Source organism: Mucilaginibacter kameinonensis, from assembly GCF_003675385.1.
Taxonomy (GTDB): Bacteria; Bacteroidota; Bacteroidia; order Sphingobacteriales; family Sphingobacteriaceae; genus Mucilaginibacter; species Mucilaginibacter kameinonensis.
This window is the reverse complement of the sequence record NZ_RCWZ01000003.1, coordinates 479,720-505,756: the sequence shown is the minus strand read 5'-3', so window position 1 is coordinate 505,756 and position 26,037 is coordinate 479,720. Positions and strand designations below refer to the sequence as shown.

Annotated in this window: 22 protein-coding genes; 17 read left to right on the top strand and 5 right to left on the bottom strand. The window is 41.7% G+C overall.

Translation table 11 applies throughout. The features are described 5' to 3' along the window. The first annotated feature begins 139 nt into the window (after nucleotides 1–139). From EAH55_RS15340 to EAH55_RS30945, 4 genes are all read left to right on the top strand, one after another. Nucleotides 140–1,897: an ATP-binding protein gene (locus EAH55_RS15340; protein WP_121810435.1), complete on the top strand. Its 1,758-nt coding sequence runs from the start codon at nucleotides 140–142 to the stop codon at nucleotides 1,895–1,897. A gap of 92 nt (nucleotides 1,898–1,989) precedes the next feature. Further along, nucleotides 1,990–2,874 carry an AraC family transcriptional regulator gene (locus EAH55_RS15335; protein WP_112571670.1) on the top strand — a complete coding sequence of 295 codons (885 nt, stop codon included), beginning with the start codon at nucleotides 1,990–1,992 and terminating at the stop codon, nucleotides 2,872–2,874. Nucleotides 2,875–2,878: 4 nt separating this feature from the next. After that, complete coding sequence (locus EAH55_RS15330; RefSeq protein ID WP_114938224.1) at nucleotides 2,879–3,286, top strand: DUF983 domain-containing protein; 408 nt, start codon at nucleotides 2,879–2,881, stop codon at nucleotides 3,284–3,286. Between the two features lie 165 nt (nucleotides 3,287–3,451). Beyond that, nucleotides 3,452–3,604: a hypothetical protein gene (locus tag EAH55_RS30945; protein ID WP_158603985.1), complete on the top strand. Its 153-nt coding sequence runs from the start codon at nucleotides 3,452–3,454 to the stop codon at nucleotides 3,602–3,604. Between the two features lie 103 nt (nucleotides 3,605–3,707). On the opposite strand, the gene EAH55_RS15325 is transcribed toward EAH55_RS30945, so the two are convergent. After that, nucleotides 3,708–3,992, bottom strand: coding sequence for a hypothetical protein (locus EAH55_RS15325; protein ID WP_121810434.1), 285 nt, complete (start codon nucleotides 3,990–3,992; stop codon nucleotides 3,708–3,710). A gap of 394 nt (nucleotides 3,993–4,386) precedes the next feature. Here EAH55_RS15325 and EAH55_RS15320 point away from each other — a divergent pair, with 394 nt between their 5' ends. The 7 genes from EAH55_RS15320 to EAH55_RS15290 all read left to right on the top strand — a co-directional run bounded on the left by EAH55_RS15320 (nucleotide 4,387) and on the right by EAH55_RS15290 (nucleotide 10,082). Beyond that, the gene (locus tag EAH55_RS15320) at nucleotides 4,387–5,460 is read left to right on the top strand and encodes an NHL repeat-containing protein (RefSeq protein ID WP_121810433.1); all 1,074 of its coding nucleotides are present in this window, start codon (nucleotides 4,387–4,389) and stop codon (nucleotides 5,458–5,460) included. 82 nt (nucleotides 5,461–5,542) lie between these two features. Then, nucleotides 5,543–6,187, top strand: a complete 645-nt coding sequence (locus EAH55_RS15315; protein WP_121810432.1) for an HAD family hydrolase — start codon at nucleotides 5,543–5,545, stop codon at nucleotides 6,185–6,187. Between the two features lie 154 nt (nucleotides 6,188–6,341). Then, a complete protein-coding gene (locus EAH55_RS15310) occupies nucleotides 6,342–7,316 on the top strand; it encodes an ABC transporter substrate-binding protein (RefSeq protein ID WP_121810431.1) in 975 nt (324 codons plus the stop codon). Further along, nucleotides 7,317–8,186: an ABC transporter permease gene (locus EAH55_RS15305; RefSeq protein ID WP_121810430.1), complete on the top strand. Its 870-nt coding sequence runs from the start codon at nucleotides 7,317–7,319 to the stop codon at nucleotides 8,184–8,186. It abuts the gene before it with no gap. Further along, the gene (locus tag EAH55_RS15300; RefSeq protein ID WP_121810429.1) at nucleotides 8,183–8,932 is read left to right on the top strand and encodes an ABC transporter ATP-binding protein; all 750 of its coding nucleotides are present in this window, start codon (nucleotides 8,183–8,185) and stop codon (nucleotides 8,930–8,932) included. Before EAH55_RS15305 ends, EAH55_RS15300 begins: the two co-directional genes overlap by 4 nt. A gap of 34 nt (nucleotides 8,933–8,966) precedes the next feature. Then, nucleotides 8,967–9,212, top strand: coding sequence for a hypothetical protein (locus EAH55_RS15295; protein ID WP_121810428.1), 246 nt, complete (start codon nucleotides 8,967–8,969; stop codon nucleotides 9,210–9,212). A 348-nt stretch (nucleotides 9,213–9,560) separates the two neighbouring features. Further along, on the top strand, nucleotides 9,561–10,082 hold the full coding sequence (locus EAH55_RS15290) for a tetratricopeptide repeat protein (RefSeq protein ID WP_112571653.1): 522 nt from the start codon (nucleotides 9,561–9,563) through the stop codon (nucleotides 10,080–10,082). A gap of 324 nt (nucleotides 10,083–10,406) precedes the next feature. Here the strand turns inward: EAH55_RS15290 and ctlX are convergent, their stop codons facing one another. Together ctlX and EAH55_RS15280 are read right to left on the bottom strand one after the other, a co-directional pair. Then, nucleotides 10,407–11,324, bottom strand: a complete 918-nt coding sequence (ctlX, locus tag EAH55_RS15285; RefSeq protein WP_121810427.1) for a citrulline utilization hydrolase CtlX — start codon at nucleotides 11,322–11,324, stop codon at nucleotides 10,407–10,409. Between the two features lie 96 nt (nucleotides 11,325–11,420). Continuing rightward, on the bottom strand, nucleotides 11,421–12,866 hold the full coding sequence (locus EAH55_RS15280; RefSeq protein ID WP_114938214.1) for an arginine deiminase family protein: 1,446 nt from the start codon (nucleotides 12,864–12,866) through the stop codon (nucleotides 11,421–11,423). Between the two features lie 204 nt (nucleotides 12,867–13,070). Here EAH55_RS15280 and EAH55_RS15275 point away from each other — a divergent pair, with 204 nt between their 5' ends. Together EAH55_RS15275 and EAH55_RS15270 are read left to right on the top strand one after the other, a co-directional pair. Continuing rightward, the gene (locus tag EAH55_RS15275; protein ID WP_121810426.1) at nucleotides 13,071–15,689 is read left to right on the top strand and encodes a carboxypeptidase-like regulatory domain-containing protein; all 2,619 of its coding nucleotides are present in this window, start codon (nucleotides 13,071–13,073) and stop codon (nucleotides 15,687–15,689) included. Beyond that, entirely contained in the window at nucleotides 15,686–15,880 is a 195-nt protein-coding gene (locus EAH55_RS15270; protein WP_121810425.1) for a hypothetical protein, read from the top strand. The genes EAH55_RS15275 and EAH55_RS15270 overlap by 4 nt, the downstream gene beginning before the upstream one ends. A 127-nt stretch (nucleotides 15,881–16,007) precedes the next feature. On the opposite strand, the gene EAH55_RS30940 is transcribed toward EAH55_RS15270, so the two are convergent. Both EAH55_RS30940 and EAH55_RS15265 read right to left on the bottom strand, forming a co-directional pair. Beyond that, on the bottom strand, nucleotides 16,008–16,184 hold the full coding sequence (locus EAH55_RS30940) for a hypothetical protein (protein WP_162996893.1): 177 nt from the start codon (nucleotides 16,182–16,184) through the stop codon (nucleotides 16,008–16,010). A gap of 66 nt (nucleotides 16,185–16,250) precedes the next feature. Next, entirely contained in the window at nucleotides 16,251–17,024 is a 774-nt protein-coding gene (locus EAH55_RS15265) for a helix-turn-helix domain-containing protein (protein WP_121810424.1), read from the bottom strand. A gap of 162 nt (nucleotides 17,025–17,186) precedes the next feature. On the opposite strand from EAH55_RS15265, the gene EAH55_RS15260 reads away from it, so the two are divergent. The 4 genes from EAH55_RS15260 to EAH55_RS15245 all read left to right on the top strand — a co-directional run bounded on the left by EAH55_RS15260 (nucleotide 17,187) and on the right by EAH55_RS15245 (nucleotide 26,037). Beyond that, complete coding sequence (locus EAH55_RS15260) at nucleotides 17,187–19,328, top strand: DUF5703 domain-containing protein (RefSeq protein ID WP_121810423.1); 2,142 nt, start codon at nucleotides 17,187–17,189, stop codon at nucleotides 19,326–19,328. Between the two features lie 4 nt (nucleotides 19,329–19,332). Next, nucleotides 19,333–20,727, top strand: coding sequence for a GDSL-type esterase/lipase family protein (locus EAH55_RS15255; protein WP_121810422.1), 1,395 nt, complete (start codon nucleotides 19,333–19,335; stop codon nucleotides 20,725–20,727). A 218-nt stretch (nucleotides 20,728–20,945) separates the two neighbouring features. Next, a complete protein-coding gene (locus EAH55_RS15250; protein ID WP_162996892.1) occupies nucleotides 20,946–23,510 on the top strand; it encodes a Kelch repeat-containing protein in 2,565 nt (854 codons plus the stop codon). A gap of 268 nt (nucleotides 23,511–23,778) precedes the next feature. After that, nucleotides 23,779–26,037, top strand: coding sequence for a GH92 family glycosyl hydrolase (locus EAH55_RS15245; protein ID WP_121810420.1), 2,259 nt, complete (start codon nucleotides 23,779–23,781; stop codon nucleotides 26,035–26,037).

The window sequence follows — 26,037 nt, the reverse complement described above, 5'->3', positions numbered from 1 at the left end:
TATTAGACAATAATGCCCTGTTTTTTGCTTTTTTACTCGTTAAAGTTTTAAAGATTTCCCAAAAAATACTTTATTTACTAAACAGAACTCTCTGTTTTTGAGTATAAAGGGTTCCCCTCTAATTAATTTTTTATTTTAAATGGAAAAGCTGAAGCAGATTATTGGCTATGGTAAGCCTGATTTGTCGCTGGAGAATAAGCTGTTTAATGCACTCTCATTATTCATTTGCGTAAGCAGCATTTTTTCGCTGATCTGCAATTTGTTTTTGGGGTTAAGTTACAAACTTGAACTTGTTCAGCTTTTTGTTATCCTGATGTCGGGCTGGGCTTTTTACAGGAGCCGATTTGTAAAATATAAAGAGGATGTTGCTGTAATTTATATTTGTTTTGGCCTCGCGGCGATTATTCCCGGCTGGTTTTATAACGGTGGCATAAGTGGCTCTACAACACTTTCTGGGGTATTCTTTATCGTATTGATAACCCTGCTGGTTAAAAAACGTTACCACTATATTTTTATCGGCGCATTGGTGATTATATTCTTAGGCTGCTACTACGTTGAAAAACGCATCCCCGGTTTGGTACAGCCTTATGATAGTTCGATATCAAGAGAATCTGACCTGATAACATCGGCGGTAACCAACGTTTTAATTGTTGGCTTACTGGTGGGCTTCATCAAAAAAAGCCATGAAACCGATAAGCGCGACCTGATCCATAAAAGCGAAGAGTTACAGGCCTCACAAATTGAACTTTCGGCCTCGCGTGACCAGGCCGAGGCGGCTACCTTTGCCAAGTCAAACTTTCTGGCCAATATGAGCCACGAGATTCGTACTCCGCTTAATGGTATTATTGGTACCGCTCAACTGCTGTCCCGTACCAATTTGCAGCCCGAGCAACAGGAGTTACTTCAAACCTTACAATCAAGCAGTAACCTGCTCATCAATATCATTAGTGATATTCTTGATATATCAAAAATAGAGGCTGATAAATTGATACTTCACCCGGTTTCGACAAACCTCCGTAACTGTATAAAAACCGTCATAGAAATTACCGAGCCAGCTATTACCTCGCTGCATAAACCTTTAAAGTTAACTTACCTGGTTGATGACAATGTAGCTAATTATGTGATAATTGACCATGGCAGGCTCCAACAGATCCTGGTTAATTTAATAGGGAATGCCATTAAGTTTACAGATGAGGGGGCGGTAAAGCTAAAGGTCACGGCATCTGAGGCGAGCAATAATATTCAGGAAATTACTTTCAGTGTAAAAGACGATGGCATTGGGATAAGCGAAGAGGCGCTGGCCCAATTGTTTAAACCATTTACACAAGTAAATACCACCGCGCTGCGTAAGTACGGCGGTACGGGCCTTGGTTTATCTATTTGCAAAAAGCTTGTTGAAATGATGCATGGCCGCATCTGGGTAGAAAGCAAGGAAGCGGAGGGTTCATTATTTAGTTTTACTCTGCCATTGCCGGTTACCTACAGCACTACTGAATTTGATATACAACCAGATGAAAAGGAAGCTTTTCAATACAGGCCACTGCGTATTTTACTTGCCGAGGATAATAAGATGAACCAATTGATAGCCAGTAAGATATTTAAAAAGGTAGGATACAATATTGATATTGCCGAGAACGGGCTGGCTGCCGTTAATATGGTTGAGCAATGTAATTATGACCTGATATTTATGGACATCCAGATGCCCGAAATGGATGGTTTACAGGCAACACGTCATATTTTGAGAAAGCATGGAGAGGGTGCGCCACCAATTATTGCCATGACGGCTAATGTACTAAGTGAAAATGAGCGCGAATGCGCCCAGGCGGGAATGAAGGATTTTGTGAGTAAACCGTTTACTTTTGAGCGTTTGGAAGATATCATCCAGAAATGGACCTGATTTGTCAGCAGAAACTACTAATCGTTGAATAGTACCATACAAAATAAAAATAGTACCATTAAGGGCAGAGCTATTGTGTGTAGTTTTGTGTCATGTTACAAAGCATTCCAACAATTGATATTTGCACACTTGCCGATGATATAAAGCAGGACGAAATCCTGATTAGCAGGTTTGCGCCTTATCTGGATGCCCATAAAAATCTTTTCTTTCCGCATCGCCATTCTTTTTATCACCTGGTATTCTTTACCGATGGCGGAGGCTCACATACCATTGATTTTGAAAGCTTCGACGTAAAACCCGGACAAATCTATTTTATGGTTCCCGGCCAGGTACATTCATGGGAGTTTGAAGGTTTTGTGGACGGCTATATCATCAACTTTTCAAGCTCGTTTATCCAGTCGTTTCTATTACGGTCGGGTTATTTCGATAATTTCAATTTTTTGAATGGTAACCCTAAAGATGAGGTAGTTGATTTGCCTGCGGAGCAGCTGCCAGAGATCATTTCTCTTTTTGAAAAGATTGTAGCTGAGGTTGAAAAGCCAGCTGTATTAGGCAGCGATATGGTAAAACTGCTGATGCTGCAGATGTTTATCCTGATTAACCGTTGCCAGGGCAAGGGGGATAATTTTGGAAAGCAAGGCTATAATCAAACCCTCATTCGCAATTTTCAAAAACTGATTGAGCAGCACTATGTTGATGTGAAGCTTCCTAAAGATTATGCCGAATTGCTTTACATCACGCCAAATCATTTAAACGCGGTTTGTAAAGATGTGCTTGGCCTTTCGGCAGGGGAGGTGATCCGTAACCGTACCTTGCTTGAAGCCAAAAGGCTATTGACCAACCCAAGGCTTAACATCAGCGAGATAGCCTTTAATCTTAATTTTAGCGACAACTCATATTTTACCAAGTTCTTTAAAAAAATAGAGGGCATTACCCCCGAAGAGTTCAGAAAGAAAACCTTAAACAATAAATCATAGTAATATGGAAACCCCTAAATATAAATTATCAGCATGGTCTGCCTTTGCAAACGCCAAATGTCCGCGGTGCAGGCGCGGCGACTTGTTTATTACCGGTATGTATGAGTTTAAAGGGCAGGAGATGCATAAAACATGCTCTCACTGTGGTTTGGTATATGAACGCGAACCGGGCTATTTTTATGTAGCCATGTTTGCAAGCTATGCGCTCAACGTTGCCGAAATGGTTACGTTGGCAGTTGCCATCAGCGTTTTAACAGGCAGTACTAATCCGTGGCTGTATGTAACAATTATTTTGGGCGTGGCAGTGGTATTGGCTCCGTTTAATTACAGGTATTCAAGGGTGATGCTTTTACACTGGCTTACACCCGGTTTACACTACCATCCGGAAATGAGCGAAGATAAACCCCAATAATATAATTGGCTGAAATACATAACGATGCCCTTGGTTGAAAAATTAAGGGCATTTTCTTTTAAACCAAACCCGTCGGCTGCAGTCATAATAATAACAAGCTTGATTTATATAAATTAAATAAGTATTTGGAATTAAGCTGTTTATAATTACTTAAATTCTATTATCATGAAAGCAAAACTTCAATCACTAAAAGCCGATCTATATAATGTATTTGTAGCTGGTAACGCCGATGACAGGCAATTGGCAAAAGCATATTTTTTATTAGCTATTCCTTTGTTTGCGATATTTTTTGGCCTGGGTTCGTTCCCAAAATTCTGATCATAAAAAAACAGTCGGTACATCTCTGTAGCGACTGTTTACAACTGTTCCTAACTAATTAACTAACTATTAAACTAAATTATCTTTGAATTGGGCTTAGGTTCTAATAATTTGCCGCTGCAAACAAATTGTTTACCGGTCGCATTTTATAACCGGTCTCATTGCTGCCATTGGCGTATTTGCTTAAAATATTGTAATAATGAAAATCGGGAAATGCCGCCCTGGTATTTGTTCCCGAATTAAATAACGAATCCTTATCTAAATTGATCCCGCTGCGTTCTGCAGGTCTGTTAACTCTTTTTTCGGGAGTTGAGGCAAACATATTGGCACATGCTATTAAAATGAGTGATGCCGCAACCAAAACAAGAAAATGGTAAAATAATTTCATAAGCAAGGTATAAGTTTAAAAAGTGCATCTGAGTGGTCAGATACAAATTATACTCCAAAAATAGCCAACGCTGTATAAAAAGTAATCAGGGATTTCACCGTTTTGCGTACGTAGTTTTACGCAATTTTTAATAGATATGGGTGAATAATTAAATGTAGAAATAAAATTTGATAAAACGTTATAAGATCAGTAAAAAAATAAAACTTTTTTAAGCTGTTACAAACGGTCATTTAGCATCGTAATCATCTTTGAAAGGTAGTATTGAATGAATTGGGAAACTTTCTTTCAAACTATCCGCATTTAAGTAAGTTGGCTTTTCTCAATTTTAATTAAATTAGGCCACCTGCACACATCTATAAAACCAATTAAAAGATCCTCGATCTGAAATTATATTATGAAACAAAAAAGAATATCTGTTTTTAAGGCTGTTGTGCCGTGCGTTTTAATATTGCTTGTTGCAGGTTCATGTTCAAAAAAGAACACTAATGATGTTTCTCAACCGTTGAGTGTTATTGTAACTACATTGGCCGGTGATATAAATCCAGGCAATGCTGATGGTACCGGGACTGCTGCCTCATTTAACCGGCCAAGTGGCATGATAACTGATGCCGCAGGTAATATGTATGTAACCGATGCTGGCAATAACCTGATCCGTAAAGTAACCTCAGATGGTAAAGTAACCACTTTTGCGGGTAGCGGTGAAAAAGGTGATGCCGATGGGATTGGCACCGCAGCTACTTTTAATAATCCAGTGAGTATAACGCTTGACGGAAGCGGTAATTTATATGTGGCCGAAAGCACAGGAAAAGTGATCAGAAAGATAACTTCTGCGGGCGCGGTTACCACTTTAGCTGGAGGAGGCACAAACGGGGTTGACGGCACAGGTGCCGCTGCCGGTTTTACCTCTCCAACCGGAATAGCAGTAGATGCTAATGGAATTTTATATGTGGCAGACGTTTATAAGATTCGGAAAGTAACCTCAGCAGGTGTGGTAACTACTTTTGCAGGCTCGGGTGTAAGCGGCTCCGCAAACGGAACAGGAACCGCGGCAAGTTTTTCACAGCTTACAAATATTATAGTTGGTTACGCAGGTAATTTGTATGTAACAGACTCTGGCAATAACATGATCCGAAAAATTACCTCTGATGGCGTTGTTTCTACATTGGCCGGTAATGGAACGTCGGGATCGACCGATGGAACTGGTAATACGGCCACTTTTACGACGCCGATAAGCTTAACTGCCGATAACCAGGGTAATATTTATGTCAGCGATTCTGCCCACCTTATCAGGGCTGTTGACGTTTTTGGAAAGGTTACCACAGTTGCAGGTACCGGTTTTTCGGGATTGGCAAATGGTGAAGGTTCAAAGGCAAGTTTTTCAACTCCTTATGGCATGTCTGTAGGTGTTGGGAAAGTTTATGTTGCAGATACATTCAATAACATGATAAGGGTGATTACCGCTCAGTAAGTATTACAGGTTCTGATTCTTTCAGAAATTAACATTGATCTGATCGTCGGCAGGAGTAAAAAATCTTACTTTTGCCGGCGATATGAATGACTCGCTTAAAAACACATACGACAGCATAATTTTTGACCTTGACGGTACACTTTGGGATAGCACTGCTAACGTAGCCCTTGCATGGCAGGCAGCTATAAGCAAAGTTGATTATATTAAAGAGGAAATGACGCAGGAACGTGTACGTTCTATCACCGGCATGACCTATGATGCTATTTTTGATAAGTTATTCCCCGAGCTTAACGATGAGCAACGTAAGGAAGTTCAAACGCTTTGCGGCATCAGCGAACTGGAAATTTTACACACCAAAGGAGGGGAGCTTTACCCTCAACTGGAAGAAACGCTTAAATACCTTGTTGCAAACTACAAGCTTTACATTGTAAGCAACTGCCAAAACGGGTATATCGAACTGTTTCTGGAGCTGAACCAATTGCATGCCCATTTCCTGGGACACCAGTGTTTTGGTACAAAAGGAAACCCTAAGGCGGATAATATTAAGGATGTGGTTAATGATCATCAGTTAAAAGCCCCTGTTTATGTTGGCGATACCATGGGCGATTATAGCGCCGCTAAACAAGCCGGGGTACCTTTCATATTTGCCAATTACGGTTTTGGCGTTGTGCCCGATGGCATGGTAGCCACCATTAGTAATTTTGCAGAGCTTAAAGAGCTGTTATAAGCTTATATTTTTTTGAGTTTGCTCAGGATAGCAGGTAAGTTTGCTGTGGGGAATACGGCGCGGCTTGCTGTATAGTTATAATTGTATTGTAAAACAATTTGTAGCTTTTGCTATTGTACTTTCAGCTTTAGAGCTAAAAATTTAATTTAGTAATATGAAGTTTATCAAATATCTGCCCATAGTCTTAGTTTTCATTTCGCTGGTATCGTGTAAGCCTAAAACCAAATCAATGCAGGTGCCTGTAGTTGGTTTTGTTGATGCCTTTGAAGATGCCACTATCTCTCAAGCCCGTAAAGGTTTTACTGACGCGTTGGCTAAGAATGGCTTCAGTGAAGAAAAAAAGACCGTGCAGATTGAATACAGTAATGCCCAGGGCGATATCCCAACGCTTACTCAAATTGTTAATCACTTTGTTACCGATAGCGTTAACCTATTGGCTACTTGTACAACACTATCAACCGTAACGGCGCTCCAAAAAACTAAAAACATTCCCGTTTTTGCCATGGTATCTCCAACTGCCGAACGTATGAAGGTAGTTGACGCAAACGGTAAAGCTCCGCAGAACCTTTTTGGCACAGTTGAAGATCTTAATTATATCGACACTTCCTTCAGCATTATTCCTAAACTGCTTAAACCTAAAGGTTCAAAGCTTGTTATTGGGATGATCTATAACCAATCGGAGCCTCAATCGGCCGATGCTTTAAGCCGTATCAAAACATTAGCAGCAGGTTTAAATGTTGATATTGTTGCGCTTCCGTTAAACACCTCCGCGGATGCGCAGCTGGTAACACAATCGCTGTTAAGCAAAAACATTGATGCCTTTTTCGCTAATCCGGATAATACTGTTTTCGCGTCTTTTGAAACTATCCTGAAAAATTGCAATCAAAAAAACATCCCCATTTTTACCAGCGAAGCTGGTTTGGTGCAACGCGGCGCTGTAGCTGCTTTTGGTGCTGATATCTATCAGTGGGGATACCAGGCTGGTGAACAGGCTGCCCTGTATCTTAAAACCCATAAAACAGATGGTTTACAGCCAGAAATGGTGAAAATCAGGAAGAGGGTATATAACCCTGCGGCGGCAAAAAAATACAATATCACCATTCCGCCTAATTTTGAGCCAGTAAAATAAATGGATTTTTACCTTACCGCTTTACTACAGGGCCTGTGCTTTTCGGCCATAGCGCTGGGGATTTATATATCCATGAAGATCTTTAATATTCCTGATATCACCACCGATGGCAGTTATACACTGGGTGGGGTAGTTACGGCGGTATTATTAACCAATCATCAGCCAACATATATTATTTTGCCGGCTGTGATTTTGGCCGGGGCTACGGCTGGGGCGCTTACAGGTATTATTCATACCAAATTAAAGATCAACGCGTTGCTGGCCGGGATCCTGGTCATGACGGCATTGTATTCGGTTAATCTTACTATTATGGGCCGCTCGAATTTGCCGCTCATCAATTTGCCATCGTTGTTCACGATACTCAACGTGGTAAGTGATCCTAATCAAAATACATTTTTAATCCTGGCTATTTTTGTGGTATTAATCACGTTCCTGATAGGGTACCTGCTTAAAACCGATTTTGGTATTGCTATGCGTGCCACAGGCAATAGCGAATCTATGATTCGCTCGTTAGGGGTAAATACCGACAGGATGAAGATCACGGGCCTGGCTTTGGCTAACGCACTTACCGCTTTGAGCGGTTACCTGGTGGCCCAGTTTCAAGGCTTCGCAGATATCAGCATGGGGATAGGTATTGTGATAGTTGGCCTGGGTTCGGTAATCATTGCCGAAACATTGATCAACTGGTTTAAACTCACTTCGGTATGGTTAAGCCTGGTATTGGTTTTGGCGGGCGCGGTGATATTTCAACTGGTACTGGCATTTACGCTATCAGTAGGTGTAGATCCTAAATTGCTTAAAATAGTTACTGCCGGTTTTGTGCTGGTAATTGTAAGTCTGCCACGTTTATCCTTATTAAAATCATCATGATAACGATAGCCGACGTACATAAAATATTCAACAAGGGTAAAGCCAACCAGGTAATTGCGGTTAATGGCCTTACTTTAGAAATAAAAGACGGCGAGTTTTTGGTGGTAGTAGGCTCAAACGGCTCGGGTAAAACTACCATGCTTAACCTAATTGCAGGTAGCATTTTACCTGATAAAGGAAACATCAGTATTGATAGTACAGATGTAACAAAACTGCCCGATTATAAACGCAGCCAGTGGATTGCAAGGGTATTCCAAAATCCCTTAAGTGGTACCGCGCCCGATCTTAGTATTTTAGATAATTTTCGTCTTGCGTCACTTCGCACCCAAACCAAAGGTTTATCCGTTGGCGTAAATGATGCCTTTAAAAAACAGGTTCAGGAAAAGGTAGCCAGCCTTGGCATGGGTCTTCAGGATAAGATTGAGCAGCCTATGGGCACACTGTCAGGTGGACAGCGGCAGGCGCTTACCTTGTTGATGAGCGTTATGGATAGTTGTAAAGTTTTACTGCTCGACGAACCTACCGCAGCACTCGATCCCCGTTCGGCCGACGTGGTGATGCGGACAGCTGATACACTGATTAAGGAATTTAAGTTGACTGCTGTATTCATTACGCACAATTTAAAGGACGCTTTCAATTATGGTACACGAATAATACAAATGGGCGAAGGGTTGATTATAAATGATTTATCAGGAAAAGATAAAACATCTTTAAAGCAAAACGACTTGTTTGACTGGTTTGCTTAAAAATTGGCAGAGTAATTGTACATGCATGTGTACCATGAAAAACAATAATTTTGAAACCATATTCGACGCTTACCAGTTAGTGAGCGGCGCGAAAATAAAAGGAAAAAAACACGACGAAGTATTTGAACTTGGTACATATGATGCCCTTAAACGCGGCTATGTACTTTATCCGCTTGAACACGGTGTTAAGTTTGATGATTTCAGTGTAATGATATCTGAAAAAGAGTTAAAAAATAACTTCCTGATAGAGGCCGTTAAACAAAATTCAATAGCAGCTTAATAACAAGCTGCTATTTTTTTGCCCGTACTTTTCCTGGTCATGAAAAGGCCATAAACCTCATGCACAGTGCAATTGACTTTGTGCATGAGCCTCATTTCTTGCTTTTCTCATTCAATAATTGTAGGTTTGCACATATAAAGTACAAACCGATGTTATATAATAAATCATTCTGCTCAATTGTAATGTGGCCCTTGGTGCCGCGGCAGAAGAGTTTTGCATCGATAATTCTCTTCTCAACTCCGGTATAGCGGTTTCGAAGTACCCAAACCGATCCTACATTTACCACTATTAGTTAGTATAACATTAAGCATTACTTAATTGTAAGCTTAACTGAATTTGAAATTTTATATGGACAATTATTATTCAATTGAAGAAAAGTACCTGCAGGCTGTCGACGAACTTTCGTTCGGCGAAACGCCAAAAGGCCTTAATATATTAAACCAGATTATTGCCGATGAGCCATTTTTTGCAAGGGCGCATTACCAGTTAGGCATGATCCATTATTACAAGATCCAGGATTACCAAACCGCAGGTTATCATTTTAAAACCTGTATGGAGCTGGAGCCATCGTTCCCGGATAATTACACGCATTATCTTGATCTGGTGGTGTTTTTGGGTATGGAAAAATCGGTTTCAACTATTTCGACCCAGGCGCTAACCACGCCAGGCGTAAATAAAGCCCGTATTTTTGATTTACTTGGTTTGTTTTACGAAAAGCAAAAAGACTGGAATAAAGCCTTAGGTTATTATCAGGAAGCTTTTATGGAAGTGACTGAAAAAGATGAGCGTAAAGATATTGAGGATAGCTTTAAAAGGGTACGCTCAAAAATGAAACAGAAACAGGCTTATACCTATTTCATCACCGAGTAAACTGGTTAGTTGTTAACCGGATAATCAAAGAATAGGCCCCTGACGAAGGGGCTTATTCTTTAATAAAAAATCCTAATTAATAACGTATGATTAAAGATACGCTATTATCGTAAGTTGTTGTTATACAGTATCGATACAATTTTTGTGAAAAATGTGTAAGGACTGTAAATTGTATTTTAATAACTAAATTGTCGTCTTTGTATATTGATCATGATTAGCCATGCCTAAATATTTAGTGAAACAATTGTTATTACTTGTAATTATAGCTGTAATTGTTTTCCTCTTCAAGTATCTGATAGCGTTGTATGCTGTTAACAGATGAATTTAAATACCCGGTAAATGCACTTCAGCCATCATACAGCGTGCGCTGCCACCTCCGTTAGTTTCTATGGTGTTAATATCCGCATAAACCAATTTGCCATATTGCTGTAAGGTCGAACGCTGAGTATCGTTTAATGCGTTATATGCATTTTGCGACATCACGATCAGCGTTTCGCCCGCTTTGTTTTTTACCTCAAGCATATTACCTGCAAATTGGTTCATTTGCTCAAAGCTGATTTCGATAATTTCTTTATGCGATGATCTTAATGATTCGGTAACTGTTATCCTTTCGTACGGGTTAGGGATACTGTTTAAGCAGATCACGGCAAATTGGCTACCAATGCACATCAGCACATTAGTGTGGTAGATAGCCTTGCCTTTTTCATCCACCGCTTCAAAGCTTACGGACTGATAACCAGACTGCTCACAAAAATAATTAAGCACTTCTTTATCCGTTCGGGGCGAGAGGCAGGCGTAAGCTATTTTATTATCCCTGTCAAGCACCATACTGCCGGTGCCTTCTAAAAAGCGATGCTCATGTTCAAAGCGGCTCAGGTCAATTACATGGGCAACTTTAAACTTATCTTCCAGATCGGTTATGATATCCTCCCTGCGTTCAAGCCTCCGGTTTTCGGCCTGCATAGGGTATAGGAAAATGCCGCCATCATCATGGAAAGATACCCAGTTGTTCGGAAATATAGAGTCGGGAGTGTAGGGTTGTGGCGTATCATCTGTTACGGTAACATCCACTCCGTTATGGCGCAAAATATTGACCATGCTGTTAAATTCAGTCAATGCTTTTTCCTGTACCCCGTTTTTTTCGGCGTTGGGGTTCTGGAAAGCATTGCTTGACGCGGTTTCTTCATTAAACCCGAAATTAACCGGGCGAATCATTAATATATGTGATGTTGATTGACTCATATGTATTTGTCATTATGTCATTTGGTCATTGAGTCATTTTTTATTGCGATAAATCATGCCAGGCAATGACTTAATGACAAATGACTCAATGACTTGCTAAAGCACCTTATCCCTTAATATCGGCATGCTCATGCAATGGAAACCTCCGCGGGCACGGGAAAGTTCGGCCGAAGGCATTAAAATTAACGTATTGGTCAGGCTTTGCGGATCCAGTTCGTTGTTCTCAAATTTCTGGATCAATTCGGCTACCCTGATTACGTCAAAGCCGCCTTCTTTAAATGCTTCTACTGTTTTATCGTTACGATCGTAGCCTACAACTACGCCTTCTTTTAGTGCCAGCAGATTACAGGAGTCTGTCCACTGCTCGCGGGCGTCAAAGGGGAAAGTATTATTGCCAGAGTAAATGAATTTAGTTTTTACGCCGCTTTTAAGGTCGTTTTCGCTGATATCTGCAAGCAGGTCTTCAATACAGCTAAACAGTTTTGGTTTTTCATCTTTTGCAAACTGAACAATTTCCGGCCGCTCTTTCTGTTTTTTATCGGCGAACCATGATATCGGTTCTCTTTCTTCAATAGGGGCTTCGGCTATGGCAAGCGAACGAAGCAGTACCCAAGTATCGCGTTTAACTTGCGTAAAAACGGTGTCGATATGCATGTAATCGCGCTTGTTCGGGATTTTTACGATGGTTACCTTTTTTACCACATCGTGTTCAAAAAGCAGCCTGATGGCTTCATTGGCCCCGCTCACAGAGGTACGTTCGCTGCATCCTATCACCAAATGGTCCGGGCTTACCATCATCACGTCGCCGCCTTCTAAAGTAGTACGGCCTTCAGCGTCTTCGCCAGGGCGTAAAAAATGCTGGGCTGTTTCCGGGATCTCTAAAATATTATCACGGTAAGCTTCAAAAAGCGGGTGATTGAAAAATATATACCGCATTAGCAAGGTTTCGCGGAAGCGGGCTTTTTTTGCCGGTTTGTTAAGCAGCATGTGGTTGTTTACGGCTATCCCCAAATCCCGCGAGAAAATGAGGTTAGGAATAGGGGCAAAGATCATTTCCTCGGTTGTTAACGAGCCTGAGATAAAGATCTTGGCCAGTTCAACCGGATCGGTATCCGTAAGCTGTTGCTGTAACCGGTAGTTGCAGCTTTCAACCGCGCATACAGAAGCCACCAGCTTTTTGCGGATATCCGGCTGTTGTAAAATATCGGCCAATAGGGTTTGAATTTCGATAACCTTATCTGAAGAGTGGAAGCCTGCGTTATCCGGTTTAAAAAACGAACGGTGAGCGCTTTCTTCATCAATTTGCTGCAGTTTACCTTTTATCTTTTCGGGATCAAGAAAATAGAGCAGTAGTTTTACATAGTAATCGTACTCGTTCCTGCGTACCGTGTCCAGGTGAATTATATCTTCAAAAAGCCAGTCCTGTGCTTTTGAGGGCACCACTTTGCCCAAGCCGCTGTCGGGGCTATGAATAAGCAGTGTGCGAAGCGTGCCAATTTCGGAGGTTACATCTATTTTAAAATCGGAGTTGGTTATTGTCATAAAGCACTATAATCGTACACAAATCTATCAGAAATTAAATTACAAAAAGGGGGAACCGGCAGTAAATTTAGGTAACGCTTAAATGAGCATAAAAGTTGTAATAGCTAATAGCGATGTTATCTGATCCATTATAAAATCAGCCTATGAAAGTAACCTAAATAGTCTTAATTTTATTTCTATCACCTAACCTGTTATTCCCTGCCTATGCCAAAGTCTCTTTTCCTGCATGTTTTTAACTATTTATTGTGCTTTGTGTTAGGGCTTCTGAGCTCAGTGCAGCTTTTTGCCCAGGAGTCGCCGAGGGCATTTATCAATAAGGTCATGTCAACAGCCGATACTTTTGCAAGGGGCAAGGCTATCGAAAAAATATACCTGCAAACTAATAAGCCTAACTACGAAGTTGGTGATACGCTATGGTTTAAAGGCTATTTACTTGAAGAACCAACCCTGCATGCCGCGGCTAAAAGCGGTATTTTATATGTTGAATTGGCCAACGACAGTAACCGGGTTATAAAACGTGTTATGATGCCGCTTTTTGGAGGGCTGGCTTTTGGCAATATAGCATTAAGCGAAAAGGAAATACTGCAGGGCGGCTATTTTTTACGCGCGTATACTAACTGGATGCGCAACTTTGGCGAATCATACGTTTTTAAAAAGCATTTTTACATAGGTAATGCCGTCGGTAACGCCTGGCTGGTAAACTATAAGGCATCAACACAAAAAAGTGCCGATAAGGAAAAAGTGCAGCTCAATTTACGCGTTACTAAATTTGACACTTTTCCTGTTGGCGTTCGTGAAATGCAGCTGCGTTTAACAGACGGCAAACGGACTTTGCTTAAAAACAACGTCAGCACAGATCTTGACGGCATTATCGCCGCGAATTTTGATCTGCCCGAAAAAGCCAACGCTGCAAATTTATCGATAACAATGCAGGACCTCCGGAAAGGAGAAGATAACCGGCGGCTGGTAATGCCGCTGATCCTCAATCGTCCCGATCATATCGACCTGCAGTTTATGCCCGAAGGTGGCGAACTTGTAGCGGGATTGCCTGCGCGGATTGCTTTTAAAGCCCTAAATGAAGATGGTTACGGAGTTAATATCTCGGGGAAGATTTATAACAGTAAGCAACAGGAAATGGCTGCTTTTATCGCTGCACACAAAGGCATGGGGGTATTTAACCTGCTACCGCAACAGGATGAAATTTATACGGCAAAAATTAAATTGCCTGACGGCTCATTTAAGACATTCGCTTTACCTGCTGTAAAAAGCTCGGGCATTACATTACAGGTTAATAGTCCCTTAAATACCGATTCGGTAGAGGTTTTGTTGAATGCTACTCCTGATGTTATTGCCGCAGGTAACGTTTATTACCTGTTAGGACAAACCCATGGTTTAGTTGCATACGGGGCTTCATTGCATTTTAAAAACGGGGGAGTTAGGTTGCAGACAGGTAAAAATCTGTTCCCCAATGGTATTCTTCGTTTTTTATTGATTGGCGCCGATAAAAAGCTACTCAATGAACGGAAGGTGTTTATTGATCATAATGATAATCTTAAGATTGGTGTTATAAGTGATAAAGCGGCATATGTTCAGCGTGATAGTGTAATGCTTGATATCGAGGTGAAAGGCGCGAAAGGAAATCCGGTGCAGGGAAGTTTTTCAATGGCTGTAACAGATAATACGCAGGTAAAAACGGATAGTGTTGCTAACGGTACTATAAAAAGTTATATGCTGCTGACATCCGATTTGAAAGGTAATATTGAAGAGCCTGGATATTATGATGCAGCCGGAAAAGACGCGCGAACATGGCAACATTTAGATCAGTTACTCTTAACCCAAGGCTGGGTTGGATATGATTGGAAGGAACTCTGGGCACCCGCGACATCGCCCGTTTATACTGCCGAGAAGCAATTTTTAATAACCGGCCATGTAACCAATATGTTTAATAAGCCGGTTGCCAATTCGGGAGTAACCTTGTTTTCAAAAAAGCCAATGATTGTTACCGACACCGTGACCAATAAGCAGGGCGAATTTATATTTAAGGATATTTTTCCGGCAGATACGGCCGTGTTTTTTATCCAGGCACGAAACAAAAAAGGCAAAAGTTTTAATGTGGGTATCGAGATGGATGAGTTTAAACCACCCGTATTTGCCGCAGTGAACGACCGCGCAACGCCCTGGTTCCTAAACATTGATACGAATAGTATGATGAGGGTTAAAAAGCAATTGAGTTTAAAAGATGAGATGACTAAAATTACCGGTGGCAATGTATTAAAGGAAGTGGTGGTAAAAGATAAACGCATCATTAAAGAATCCAAAAATCTGAACGGCCCGGGTGAAGCGGATTTGATTATTGATGAGGAAGCATTGCAAAAAGCAGGCCGTACATCACTTGGCGATCTGATCACTAAAAATGTAAAAGGCTTTAATTTGTATACCGATAAAACCGGTTTATCCTATTATAGGCTAAATACCATGGCCTTGCATTTGATTATTGATGGTATGGATATTGAGTTTTTTAAGCCCGAAACTCTTTCTCCGTATTTGTATTTTAAAGAATACCTTGACTATTACGATGCGGAAGAAATTAAGGGCATAGAGGTGATGAAAAGTATGAGAAATACTTTTAGCTACACTCGTCGGTACATTAAGAATCCTATGGCAGAGCCAGACGAAAATGCTTTTATTGAGATAACAACACGCGGTGGTCGCGGGCCTTTTGTTAAGAAAGCTGTGGGTACTTATGTTTACGTCCCATGTCTTTTTCTATGCCTGTGCAGTTTTATGCTCCTAAATATAAGCCTGCCTCAACCGCGGATATGACCGATATCCGTTCTACAGTGCACTGGGCGCCGCACATCGTTACTGATAAAGAGGGTAAAGCCAGGGTAAGCTTTTATACTGCCGATAATCCTGGGGATTATACCTATATTATTGAAGGAACCGACCTGAAGGGCAGTTTTGGTGTTAAGCGTGGTACCCTGACTGTAAAGAAGAGTAACCTTAATCAGTAATTGCTTGGTATGTGTTCCTTTCCATGCTGATGTTTAACCTTTGAAGCATAGCCTTCATGTCAAAATCCTGCTGTTGATATAACTGCTGAACCGCTTCTTTAGCTTTTTGCAAAACATCTTCGTTTTGCTAGATGGCTGTTGTGATGCAGATCAGGTTGCCCTGTTCGTCATGACGTTCATAGGCGCTGTCCTCAATAAAGCCGTCGAGTTTTTTTATAAAGTCGCGGTTAATCTTCATCCGTTCCTTAAATTCATGCTGTGCTGTTGCCGGAACAATAAATTGATCGATGAATATCTGTTTCATGATTATCCTTATTTTTCTTCAAAAATCCGGACAATTGGGGCTTAATACTTGTAAAAAATCATTGATTTACCAGGCCCTTGGCACTTTAAAAAAATCGGCAGGGCTTAAGCCGGTAAATAGCTTAAATTCTTTATTAAAATGGGGCTGGTCAAAGTATCCTGCATCTAACGCTGTCTGGGTAAGGGAAGCATCCGGTACCTTGCTATCAACTATTGATTTGATTTTAATAATACTGGCAAACTGTTTTGGCGAGGTTCCTACTACCCGCCTGAACCGTTTTTCAAATGCGTCCTGGCTGATATAATGCGCATCAGCGAGTTCCCTGATCCTTATCTGCCCCTTTGACAAACGAATTTTTTGAAGGGCGGATATAACTAGTTGATCTTGCTTGTGGTTTTGGATCTGTTGAATTAGGAATTGATCGGCTATAATAGCCCGTTGTTGGTTCCCATCTGCTTCGGCAAGTTGTTCCTCAAGTAAGTTTAATTTATCCGGAGTAATGAAATTATCGAGCGGCACACTCGCCTCAAATAATTCGTGAAGGGGTTGTTTAAAAAATGCTGCTGCCCCGGCTGCTTTAAATAAAATAAGCATGTTACCTGTGGCAGAACCGTAGTTGATTAACCGGGGCGATTTCTTTAACCCTGTAATTAGTGAGGAGGGAAGTTGATTGGTGTTTAATCCGGTTACATCATTGATATTTCCGCTGTACCTGATCGCCATAACTAAAGACGTATCCGGCAAAATGCGGTTGATAACGTTGCCGGTTGTTTCAACAAACACGTATTGCCTTATAAATGGCTTTAAAATTTCGCCCGGTGCAAAGCGTTCAATATGCATTTAACTAAGATACAGGAATTTGTTTGTCTGATAGTTTAATAATCGATTGTAATAATTTTTTACGGTTAATGCTTTTTTAATCTTTTATTAAGTTGCAGTAATTTATTTGCATCATCAATTAACCGATAAGTACGGGCACATATATCCCGTTAATATAAACCTATGAATACAAAAAAAGTTGGGCTGATACTTACAACGCTCTTCATTGCTTTTACTACATTTTGCTATGCACAATCAGCAGTTAACCCGCAATTGGATCATTACAATGTTGAGTGGGATGAGCCCGGCCCAACATCGGCACAGTCAATGCCATTAGGTAATGGAGATATAGGCCTCAACGTATGGTTTGAAAAAAATGGCGACCTGGTTTTTTATATCAGTAAAACCGATGCCTGGGGCGGCGAGCTTGATGCCGAAAAAGATGATTGGATGAAGCAGGGTGGGGTATTAATGAAACTGGGTGCCGTACGGGTATCGGTAAATCCTGATCCTTTAAAAAACAACGCGCCGTTTAAACAGATCTTAAAGCTCCGTAACGGCGAGATCTGGGCGCAGGCCGGTGAGGGAAAATCATCCGTTCAATACAGGATCTGGGTTGATGCCAATCATCCGGTTATCCGGATAGAAACTAAAAGCGCTGCCGCTGCTACTGTTAATGTAAAGCTGGAGAACTGGCGCGCAGGTAAAACAGATACCGTGATTAGCGGACAAAAGAACCGGATAGCCTGGTATCATCACAATTCTCCCAACACCGATCCGCATTTAGCTAATCTTACTTTTGGCGCAATAATTAAGGGAGCAGGCCTTTCCAACCAGGATGATGTTACCTTAAAGTCGGGTAAAGTAACATCGCAGGTAATTTCTATTTATCCTTTAACGGCGGTTGCCGGGAGCGGTAAGCAATGGCTTGGTAAACTTGAATCCAAAGTAAACGCTGTTGATCAGTTAAACCTCGAGCAAACCCGTTTGGCGCATCAAAAATGGTGGCAGCAGTTTTGGAACCGGAGCAATGTATTTGTAACCGGCGATGAACTGGCTGAAAAAGTTACACAGGGATATATCCTGCAACGCTTTGTGACCGCTTGTGCGGGAAGGGGCGTTTATCCCATTAAATTCAATGGCTCCATTTTCGTAATAGATAATCAGGCGAAAAATGCCAACGCCGATTACCGGGCCTGGGGCGGACAATACTGGTTTCAAAATACCCGGCCAATGTACTGGCCACGCCTTATGGCCGGCGACTTTGACATGATGCTGCCGCTGTTCAGGATGTATGCCAATATTTTGCCCGCCAATGCCAAGCAGGTTAACGAGTTTTACAAACATGGCGGTGCTTACTTCGCCGAAACCGCGCCTTTTTGGGGTGGTTTAAACTATATGGGCCCCGAAGTGAAGGCCAATTACACCAATCATTATTTTACCCCTATACTGGAATTAAGCATGATGATGCTTGATTACTACGAATATACCGGCGATACCGGTTTTGCCAAAAAAACGCTGTTACCGGTTGCAAAGGCCGGGTTACAGTTTTTTGATGAACATTTTAAGCGGGATAGTACAGGTAAGCTGTTGCTTGATCCTGATAACTCGATAGAAATGTTTTGGAAGGTTCATAACCCCGCGCCGGATATTGCCGGATTACATGCCGTACTAAGCAGGATGATAGCGCTGCCGTCGACCATTGTGGATGAGCAGACAAAACAACACTGGCGTAAATTCTACGACGAATTGCCGCCTTTACCAACTGCCGATCACGATGGCAAAACGGTATTGTTGCCGTATACAGGTCCGCAAACGGCCAAATCTTTCAATAGTGAAAATCCCGAATTATATACCATATATCCATTCAGGCTGTATGGTTTGGGCAAGCCCGGTTTGGACATGGCTGTTAATACTTTCAACGCCCGTAAACAACGCGCTAAAGGCTGCTGGGTACAGGATCCGATACAGGCGGCTATGATTGGTGATGCCGAAGTAGCTAAGGACTATACCAGCTTCGCCCTAACCCGAAAAGATGCGGGCCTGAAATTTCCGGCATTTTGGGATAAGGGTAACGATTACATGCCCGACGAAGACAACGGCGGTAATGGCGAGAATGGCCTGCAATTAATGCTGATGCAGGTTGAAGGCAAAAAGATCATGCTGCTGCCAGCCTGGCCCACCGGTTGGAACGCCGATTTTAAATTGAATGCGCCTTACAAAACTACTGTTGAGGGTAAGGTCGTCGACGGGAAACTTACCAATCTGAAAGTTACGCCGGCCAGTCGCCTTGCAGATGTTATCGATATGACTAAAAAACGCTAAAATCATGAAGAGAATATTGATTATGTTGATTGCTTTTTGCCTGATCAACATCGCGAGCGCAACAACAAGAATAACCTGCATAGGCGCAAGTATCACGTATGGAGCTACCTTGCCCAATCCGGCTGCGCAATCATACCCGGCACAGCTGCAAAAGCTTTTGGGTAAAAACTATTCGGTTAGCAACTTTGGGGTAAGAAGCGCTACACTTTTGCGCAAAGGCGATCTGTCGTATTGGAGTACAAAAGCCTATCAGAATGCACTGCAAAGCAAACCCGATGTGGTATTTATTGATCTGGGAGGTAACGATGCCAAGCTCGTTAACCGGGTTCACCTGGATGAGTACGAAAGAGATTATCATGAACTGATCCGGTCATTCGCTCAGTTACCTTCGCATCCGCGTATTGTGTTGTTATTGCCTATTCCGTCCTTTCAGGTCGATACTAACCAGATTTATGATAAAGTAATTGTCAACAGCATCATCCCCAAACTCAGGAATGTGGCCTATGATGAACATTTAGAGGTAATTGATATGCACTCCATGTTTGTTAACCACGAAAGCTGGATGCCCGATAAAATTCACCCCAATTTGGAAGGCACAGCCATGACTGCCAAAAGGCTATATGATGTGGTTGTGCAGCCCCGTGATAAAAATTATGATGTTTTTAACAGGATGAATCAGCAGGTTAAAGAAAGCAATTTTTACGGCTACCCTTGCGCCGAATTTACCTTTGATAACCGCGATTGCAAAGTTGTAAAACCAAAATGGGCTGCTAAAGGCCATTCATGGGTATGGCGTGCACGCTTTTGGGGGCATGAGCCGCAGACTGATATAGCGCTTTTAGAGCGGGGTTTTCATATTGTTTATTGTGATGTTGCCGAGCTATTGGGTAATAATGAGGCAATTGGCTACTGGAATGATTTTTATAAAATGCTGACTAACGCGGGCCTGGGTAAAAAAGCCATGCTTGAAGGCATGAGCAGGGGAGGCATTTACATATACAACTGGGCTGCAGCCAATCCTGATAAGGTAGCCTGCACCTACGCCGACAATGCCTTGCTCGATTTGAAATATTGGCCCGATTCGGCAATTTTAAAAAAGGATTTCAATTTAACTTCTGCAAACCAGATAGGCTCATTGAAAGTGAGCCCTATTGATAAGGTGCAACAAATTGTAAAAGGTAAGTTCCCGATGCTGCATCTTTCTGCCGATGATGACGAGGCCGTCGATCCTTCAAAAAATACCCTGCTATTTGAGCAAAAGGTTAAAGCGCTCGGAGGTTCAATTACGGTAATTCATAAGCCGGGTTTTAAACATCATCCGCATAGTTTACCTAACCCGGCGCCAATAGTTGAGTTTATTTTGAAAGCGACAGGTTACGAAATTCCCGTTCCAAATTAATGTTAAATTATATTGTACACTAAGTATAAGTTCACTAACTTATTGAAGCTTAAACAGCTTGTTGTATCGGGGGATTATAATGTTATAATCCTTGAAATTAAACTGTAATTATTGTAATTTTAGCCAATCGAGCCAATTAAAAAGCACTGAATTTGGGCCTAAATTATAAATACCGAGCAGGGTACATGAGTTGTAATGCCTAAGGTGTACTTATCAACATGAGATTTTTTTTACCGGGGATAATTGTTACTGTTTTATTGAATTTTCTGTTCATGTCACCTGCCCGTGCACAATCTTATGGGCTGGGGTTCTATAGTCATGAAGTTGTACAGGATAAGCGCACCGGGCTGGACCTTGGCTTGAAAAATCTATCTCCTAAAGATAAATTTGAGGTTTCGTTTGATCTGTCTTTCTTGCCTAACAGGGTTATTTACTTCGGTTATATTTTACGGCTGATAGGTGACGATAATCAAAATGTCGACTTAGTGTATGATAACCAGGCCAATACCAAGCACTTCAAGATCATTATTGGCGAACGTCTTTCAAAAATATCTTTCAATATTGATGATAAGTTGCTTTTTGAACGCTGGAATAATTTAAAGATTCAGATAGATTATAAAAACGACAAGATCACCGTTGTTTCCGGTAATCAGTCATTAAGCGAAACAGGTATCCATTTAAAAGCAAGTTCAAACTATAAGCTACTCTTTGGCGCTAATGCTTATAAGCAGTTTCAAACCACTGATTTGCCGCCGTTTAAATTGCGTGATGTTCGTGTACAACAAAATACGGAGCAAATAGCAAACTGGCCGCTTAATGAGTGGGAGGGTAGCGTAGCCAACGAAACCGAAAATAAAAACAGTGGCTCGGTTAATAACCCACTGTGGATCAAGGCAAGGCACCGTAACTGGCAACTGGAAAAGGAATTTATCGTTCCCGGAGATGCCAGTTTGGCTTTTGATGCTGCAAACGAGGAGGTATTTGTTGTCACTGCCGATTCATTGGTTACATATTCCATCAACAAAACGCCGCAGTTAAAAAGCAAGGCATATAGTTCCGGCCGTCAAATGCTGGTACCGGGCGACCAGGCCCTGTATGCCAATAACAAGCTTTATTACCTGTTTATGGATCAAACCGCTGTCGGCACATTTGATTTTGTTACCGGCAAGTGGGATAAGGGCTATAGTAATTTTGCAACCAATAACGGTCATCTCAATAAGTTTTTCAGCAAAACAGATACGGCTATTTATACTATAGGCGGATATGGGCAGCTGATTTACAAAGACAGTGTCCGCAGGTTTAGTCTTAATACTAAACAGTGGGAGAAGGTTAAATTTAAGGGAGATACTTTTACCCCGCGTTATTTGGCCGGGTTAGGTGCTAATACCACCGGCGATACGGTTTATGTAATTGGTGGTTATGGCAGTGCATCGGGGCAGCAGATTGTGAATCCGCGTAACTTGTATGATATGGTGCGCTACACGGTTAAGGACAGGACGTTTAAAAAGCTTTTCAATATCGACGTTAAAAACGAGGATTTTGTTTTCGCCAACTCGCTTGTCATCAACTCGAAAGATAAAAGCTATTATGGTTTGATCTTCCCGCAGCACAAATTCAACTCAAACCTGCAACTTATAAAAGGATCGCTGGACAAACCTGCCTACGAAATGGTTGGCGATACCATTCCGTTTCAATTCCACGATGTAAGTGCCTTTGCTGATTTGTATTATCTGCCACATAGCGCAAAATTTTTATCTGTAATGCTGTTTAAGGAAAATGACCACACCCGGGTTAAGGTTTACTCGCTGCTTAGTCCACCAGAACCGGTTGTTACTAATATTTTATCCGAGAGCCATATGGGTTACTTACTGTGGATAGTTGGTGGTTGTGTTATATGTTTAGGAATAGGAGCCGTTGTTGTTATTAACCGCCGTAAAAAGATAATCCTACAAGTATTGCCGGAACCTCAAAAGGCTGTAGCTGAAACAACGCCAGTTAACGAAACGCAGGAACAGGGTGTGCCTGAAATTAAAGAGGAAAACGAAAGCCGGTTGCATGCCAATAAGAATGCCATATTTTTATTTGGCGATTTGCAATTGTTTACGCCCGATGGTAACGAGATCACCAAGTACTTTACGCCTTTATTGAAAGAGCTGTTTTTGGTGATCCTGATGTATTCGGTGAAATTTGACAGGGGGGTAAGCTCGGAAAAACTAAATGAGATCCTTTGGTTTGATAAATCGGAAAAAAGCGCGCGTAATAACCGTTCAGTGAACATTGCCAAGCTGAAATCCCTGTTGGATAAGATGGGCCATTGCCATCTATCTAAAGATACGGGCTATTGGAAAATTGAGATAGATTATAACGAGATCCAGGTTGATTATCATAATTATCTCAATATTGTATCCAATAAAAGCAAGCTTAATAAGCAGAAAATCATACAGCTTACACATATAACCCAACGGGGTAATTTCTTGTCGAATATAGAATACGAATGGCTCGACGCGTTCAAATCGGAAGTATCAAATGAAATCACCGATTCATACATTCAGTTTGCAAATTCGATAAAGGTTACCGATGATCCTGAGTTTTTGATCAAACTGGCTAATGATATCTTCTATTTCGACCCAGTGAATGAGGAAGCCATGATCCTGAAGTGCAAAGCGCTTTCGCATATCGGTAAACACTCACTGGCAAAAAATACGTTCGAGAATTTCAATAAGGAGTATAAAGCAATTTACGGCGAAGCTTTTGAGCGCGATTTTCATTCAATTCTTGAATAAATCTGTTACAATTGATATTTATTGGATTAATTAATCAATTTTTAATAATTAATTAAGTTGTGCAAGCAATTTTGAGGCTGTTACCAGTTAATAAGCCCGGCTGCTTGTATTTTGATATTTGCTTTAAAAAAGGTTCACGTAGAGACGCATTACATGCGTCTTCAGTAGGACAAGTAAATGCGAAATGATATATATAAATTAGGAGACGCATGTGATGCGTCTCTACAGAACAAAATAAAAAACATTAATAAGAAATAAATTATTACCCATGCTAACCTCTTTCCCTCGGTTGTTAAAGCCGGCGTTTTTATCTGCAATAATTAGCATCAGCAGCTTGTGCGGCGGTGTAACCGTATCTGCTCAAACAAAAGACGAAGGCAATCTTCAATACATCGATCCGCATATTGGTAATGTAGGAGCCCTGCTTGAGCCGACCCGGCCAACCGCGCATCTGCCTAACCAAATGATCAGAATGCTGCCTGTACGTCATGATTATATTGATGATCAGATCTCCAGCTTTCCGCTTAATGTGGTATCGCATAGGTTAGGGGAGGTGTTTTCGGTTAAGCCGGATAATAGCGCGATTACCCCTGCTTCGTGGAATGAAAGAATGACCTATGATCATGATCTGGAAGTTACCCGTCCGTGGTATTATTCAACTTTCCTGATTGATAAGGATATCACGGTAGAATTTGCGCCAGGCAAAAAGGTTGGCGACTATAAATTTACTTTTCCTGCTAAAAGTGCTGCTAAAAGCATTTTGTTTGGATTGTATAACGATGGGGCAGCCAATTTTACCTTCACCGGCGGCAATGAGCTAACCGGTTTTGAAACCTACCATGACGATATCAAGGTTTATGTATATGGTAAGTTTAGTGCCAAAGGTACTGCCGGCATAGTGAAGGATAACACTCTGGTTAAACAAAGCACAGCCGATGGAAAAGACCTTAAATCATACATCACGTTTGCTGCCGGTACTCCGGATGTAATTGAATTTAAGTACGCTATATCATACGTAAGCCCTCAACAGGCTAAGCAAAACTTTAACGATGAATTTGGTAGCGCCGATTTTGAAACGCTTAAACAGGCAGCCAAAGCGACATGGGCAAAAATAGTTGGCCAAATTGAAACCGAAGGAGGTACCGTGGCGCAGCGTCGTTCATTTTACACTGCTTTATATCGTTGTAATGAGCGTATGGTTGATATTAACGAAGACGGCCATTACTACAGCGGATACGATAAGAAAGTTCATGATAGCAACCGTCCGTTTTATGTGGATGACTGGGTTTGGGATACTTACCTGGCCTTGCACCCGCTTCGTACTATCCTGAACCCAAAGCTGGAGTCGGATATGCTGAACTCGTATGTTAACCAATATGAGCAAAGCGGCTGGATGCCAACTTTTCCAGTATTGTTTGGCGATAATCCTTGTATGAATGGGTTTCACTCTACAGTAATGTTTCTGGATGATTATCGCAAAGGTATCCGTGGTTTCGATGTGGATAAGGCTTATGAAGGTATCCTGAAAAATGCCAACGAAGCTACTATGCTGCCATGGGAAAATGGCCCTAAATGCGAACTGGACGACTTCTATCATACCAACGGATATTTCCCTGCCTTAAAAAAAGGCGAGAAGGAAACTGTAAGCCTGGTGCATGGTTTTGAAAAACGCCAGGCGGTAGCCGTAACCCTCGGCGGCAGTTATGACGATTGGGCGGTTGGACAGTTTGCTGGTGAGCTGAAAAAGACAGCCGATGAGCAAACTTTTGCCAAACGCGCGCTTAACTATAAAAACCTTTGGAACAACGATAAGCAAATGTTTATCCCTAAAGACAAGGACGGTAATTGGATTGATATCGATCCTAAGTTTGACGGCGGTTTAGGCGGTCGCGAGTTTTATGACGAAAACAATGGCTGGACTTACCTGTGGCAGGTACAGCACGATATCCCTGGCCTGGCAAACCTGATGGGCGGACAAGATAAATTCCAGGCCCGTTTGGATCAGTTGTTTCGCGAAAGCCTTGACAGAAGCAAATACCAGTTCTGGGCCAAATTTCCTGATGCAACGGGTTTAGTTGGGCAGTATTCGATGGGTAATGAGCCAAGTTTCCATATTCCATACCTGTACAACTTTGCCGGCGCGCCATGGAAAACGCAAAAGCGCGTAAGGTTCCTGCTTGATGTTTGGTATAAGGACAACATCTTCGGCATTCCGGGTGATGAAGATGGTGGTGGTATGTCGGCCTTCGTAGTGTTTTCGTCGATGGGCTTTTACCCGATTACACCAGGAAAGCCAGTTTATACCATCGGCAGCCCGGTTTTCAGCAAGGTTACCATCAACCTGCAAAATGGTAAGCAGTTTAAACTGGTAGCTAACAATTGCTCGGTAGTAAACAAATATATTCAAAGCGCTAAGTTTGACGGTCAGGTGCTTAACAAGCCGCTCTTTACCCATGAGCAACTCATGGCCGGCGGTAAGCTTGAATTGGAAATGGGGCCTAAACCGAATAAAAACTGGGGCATCTGA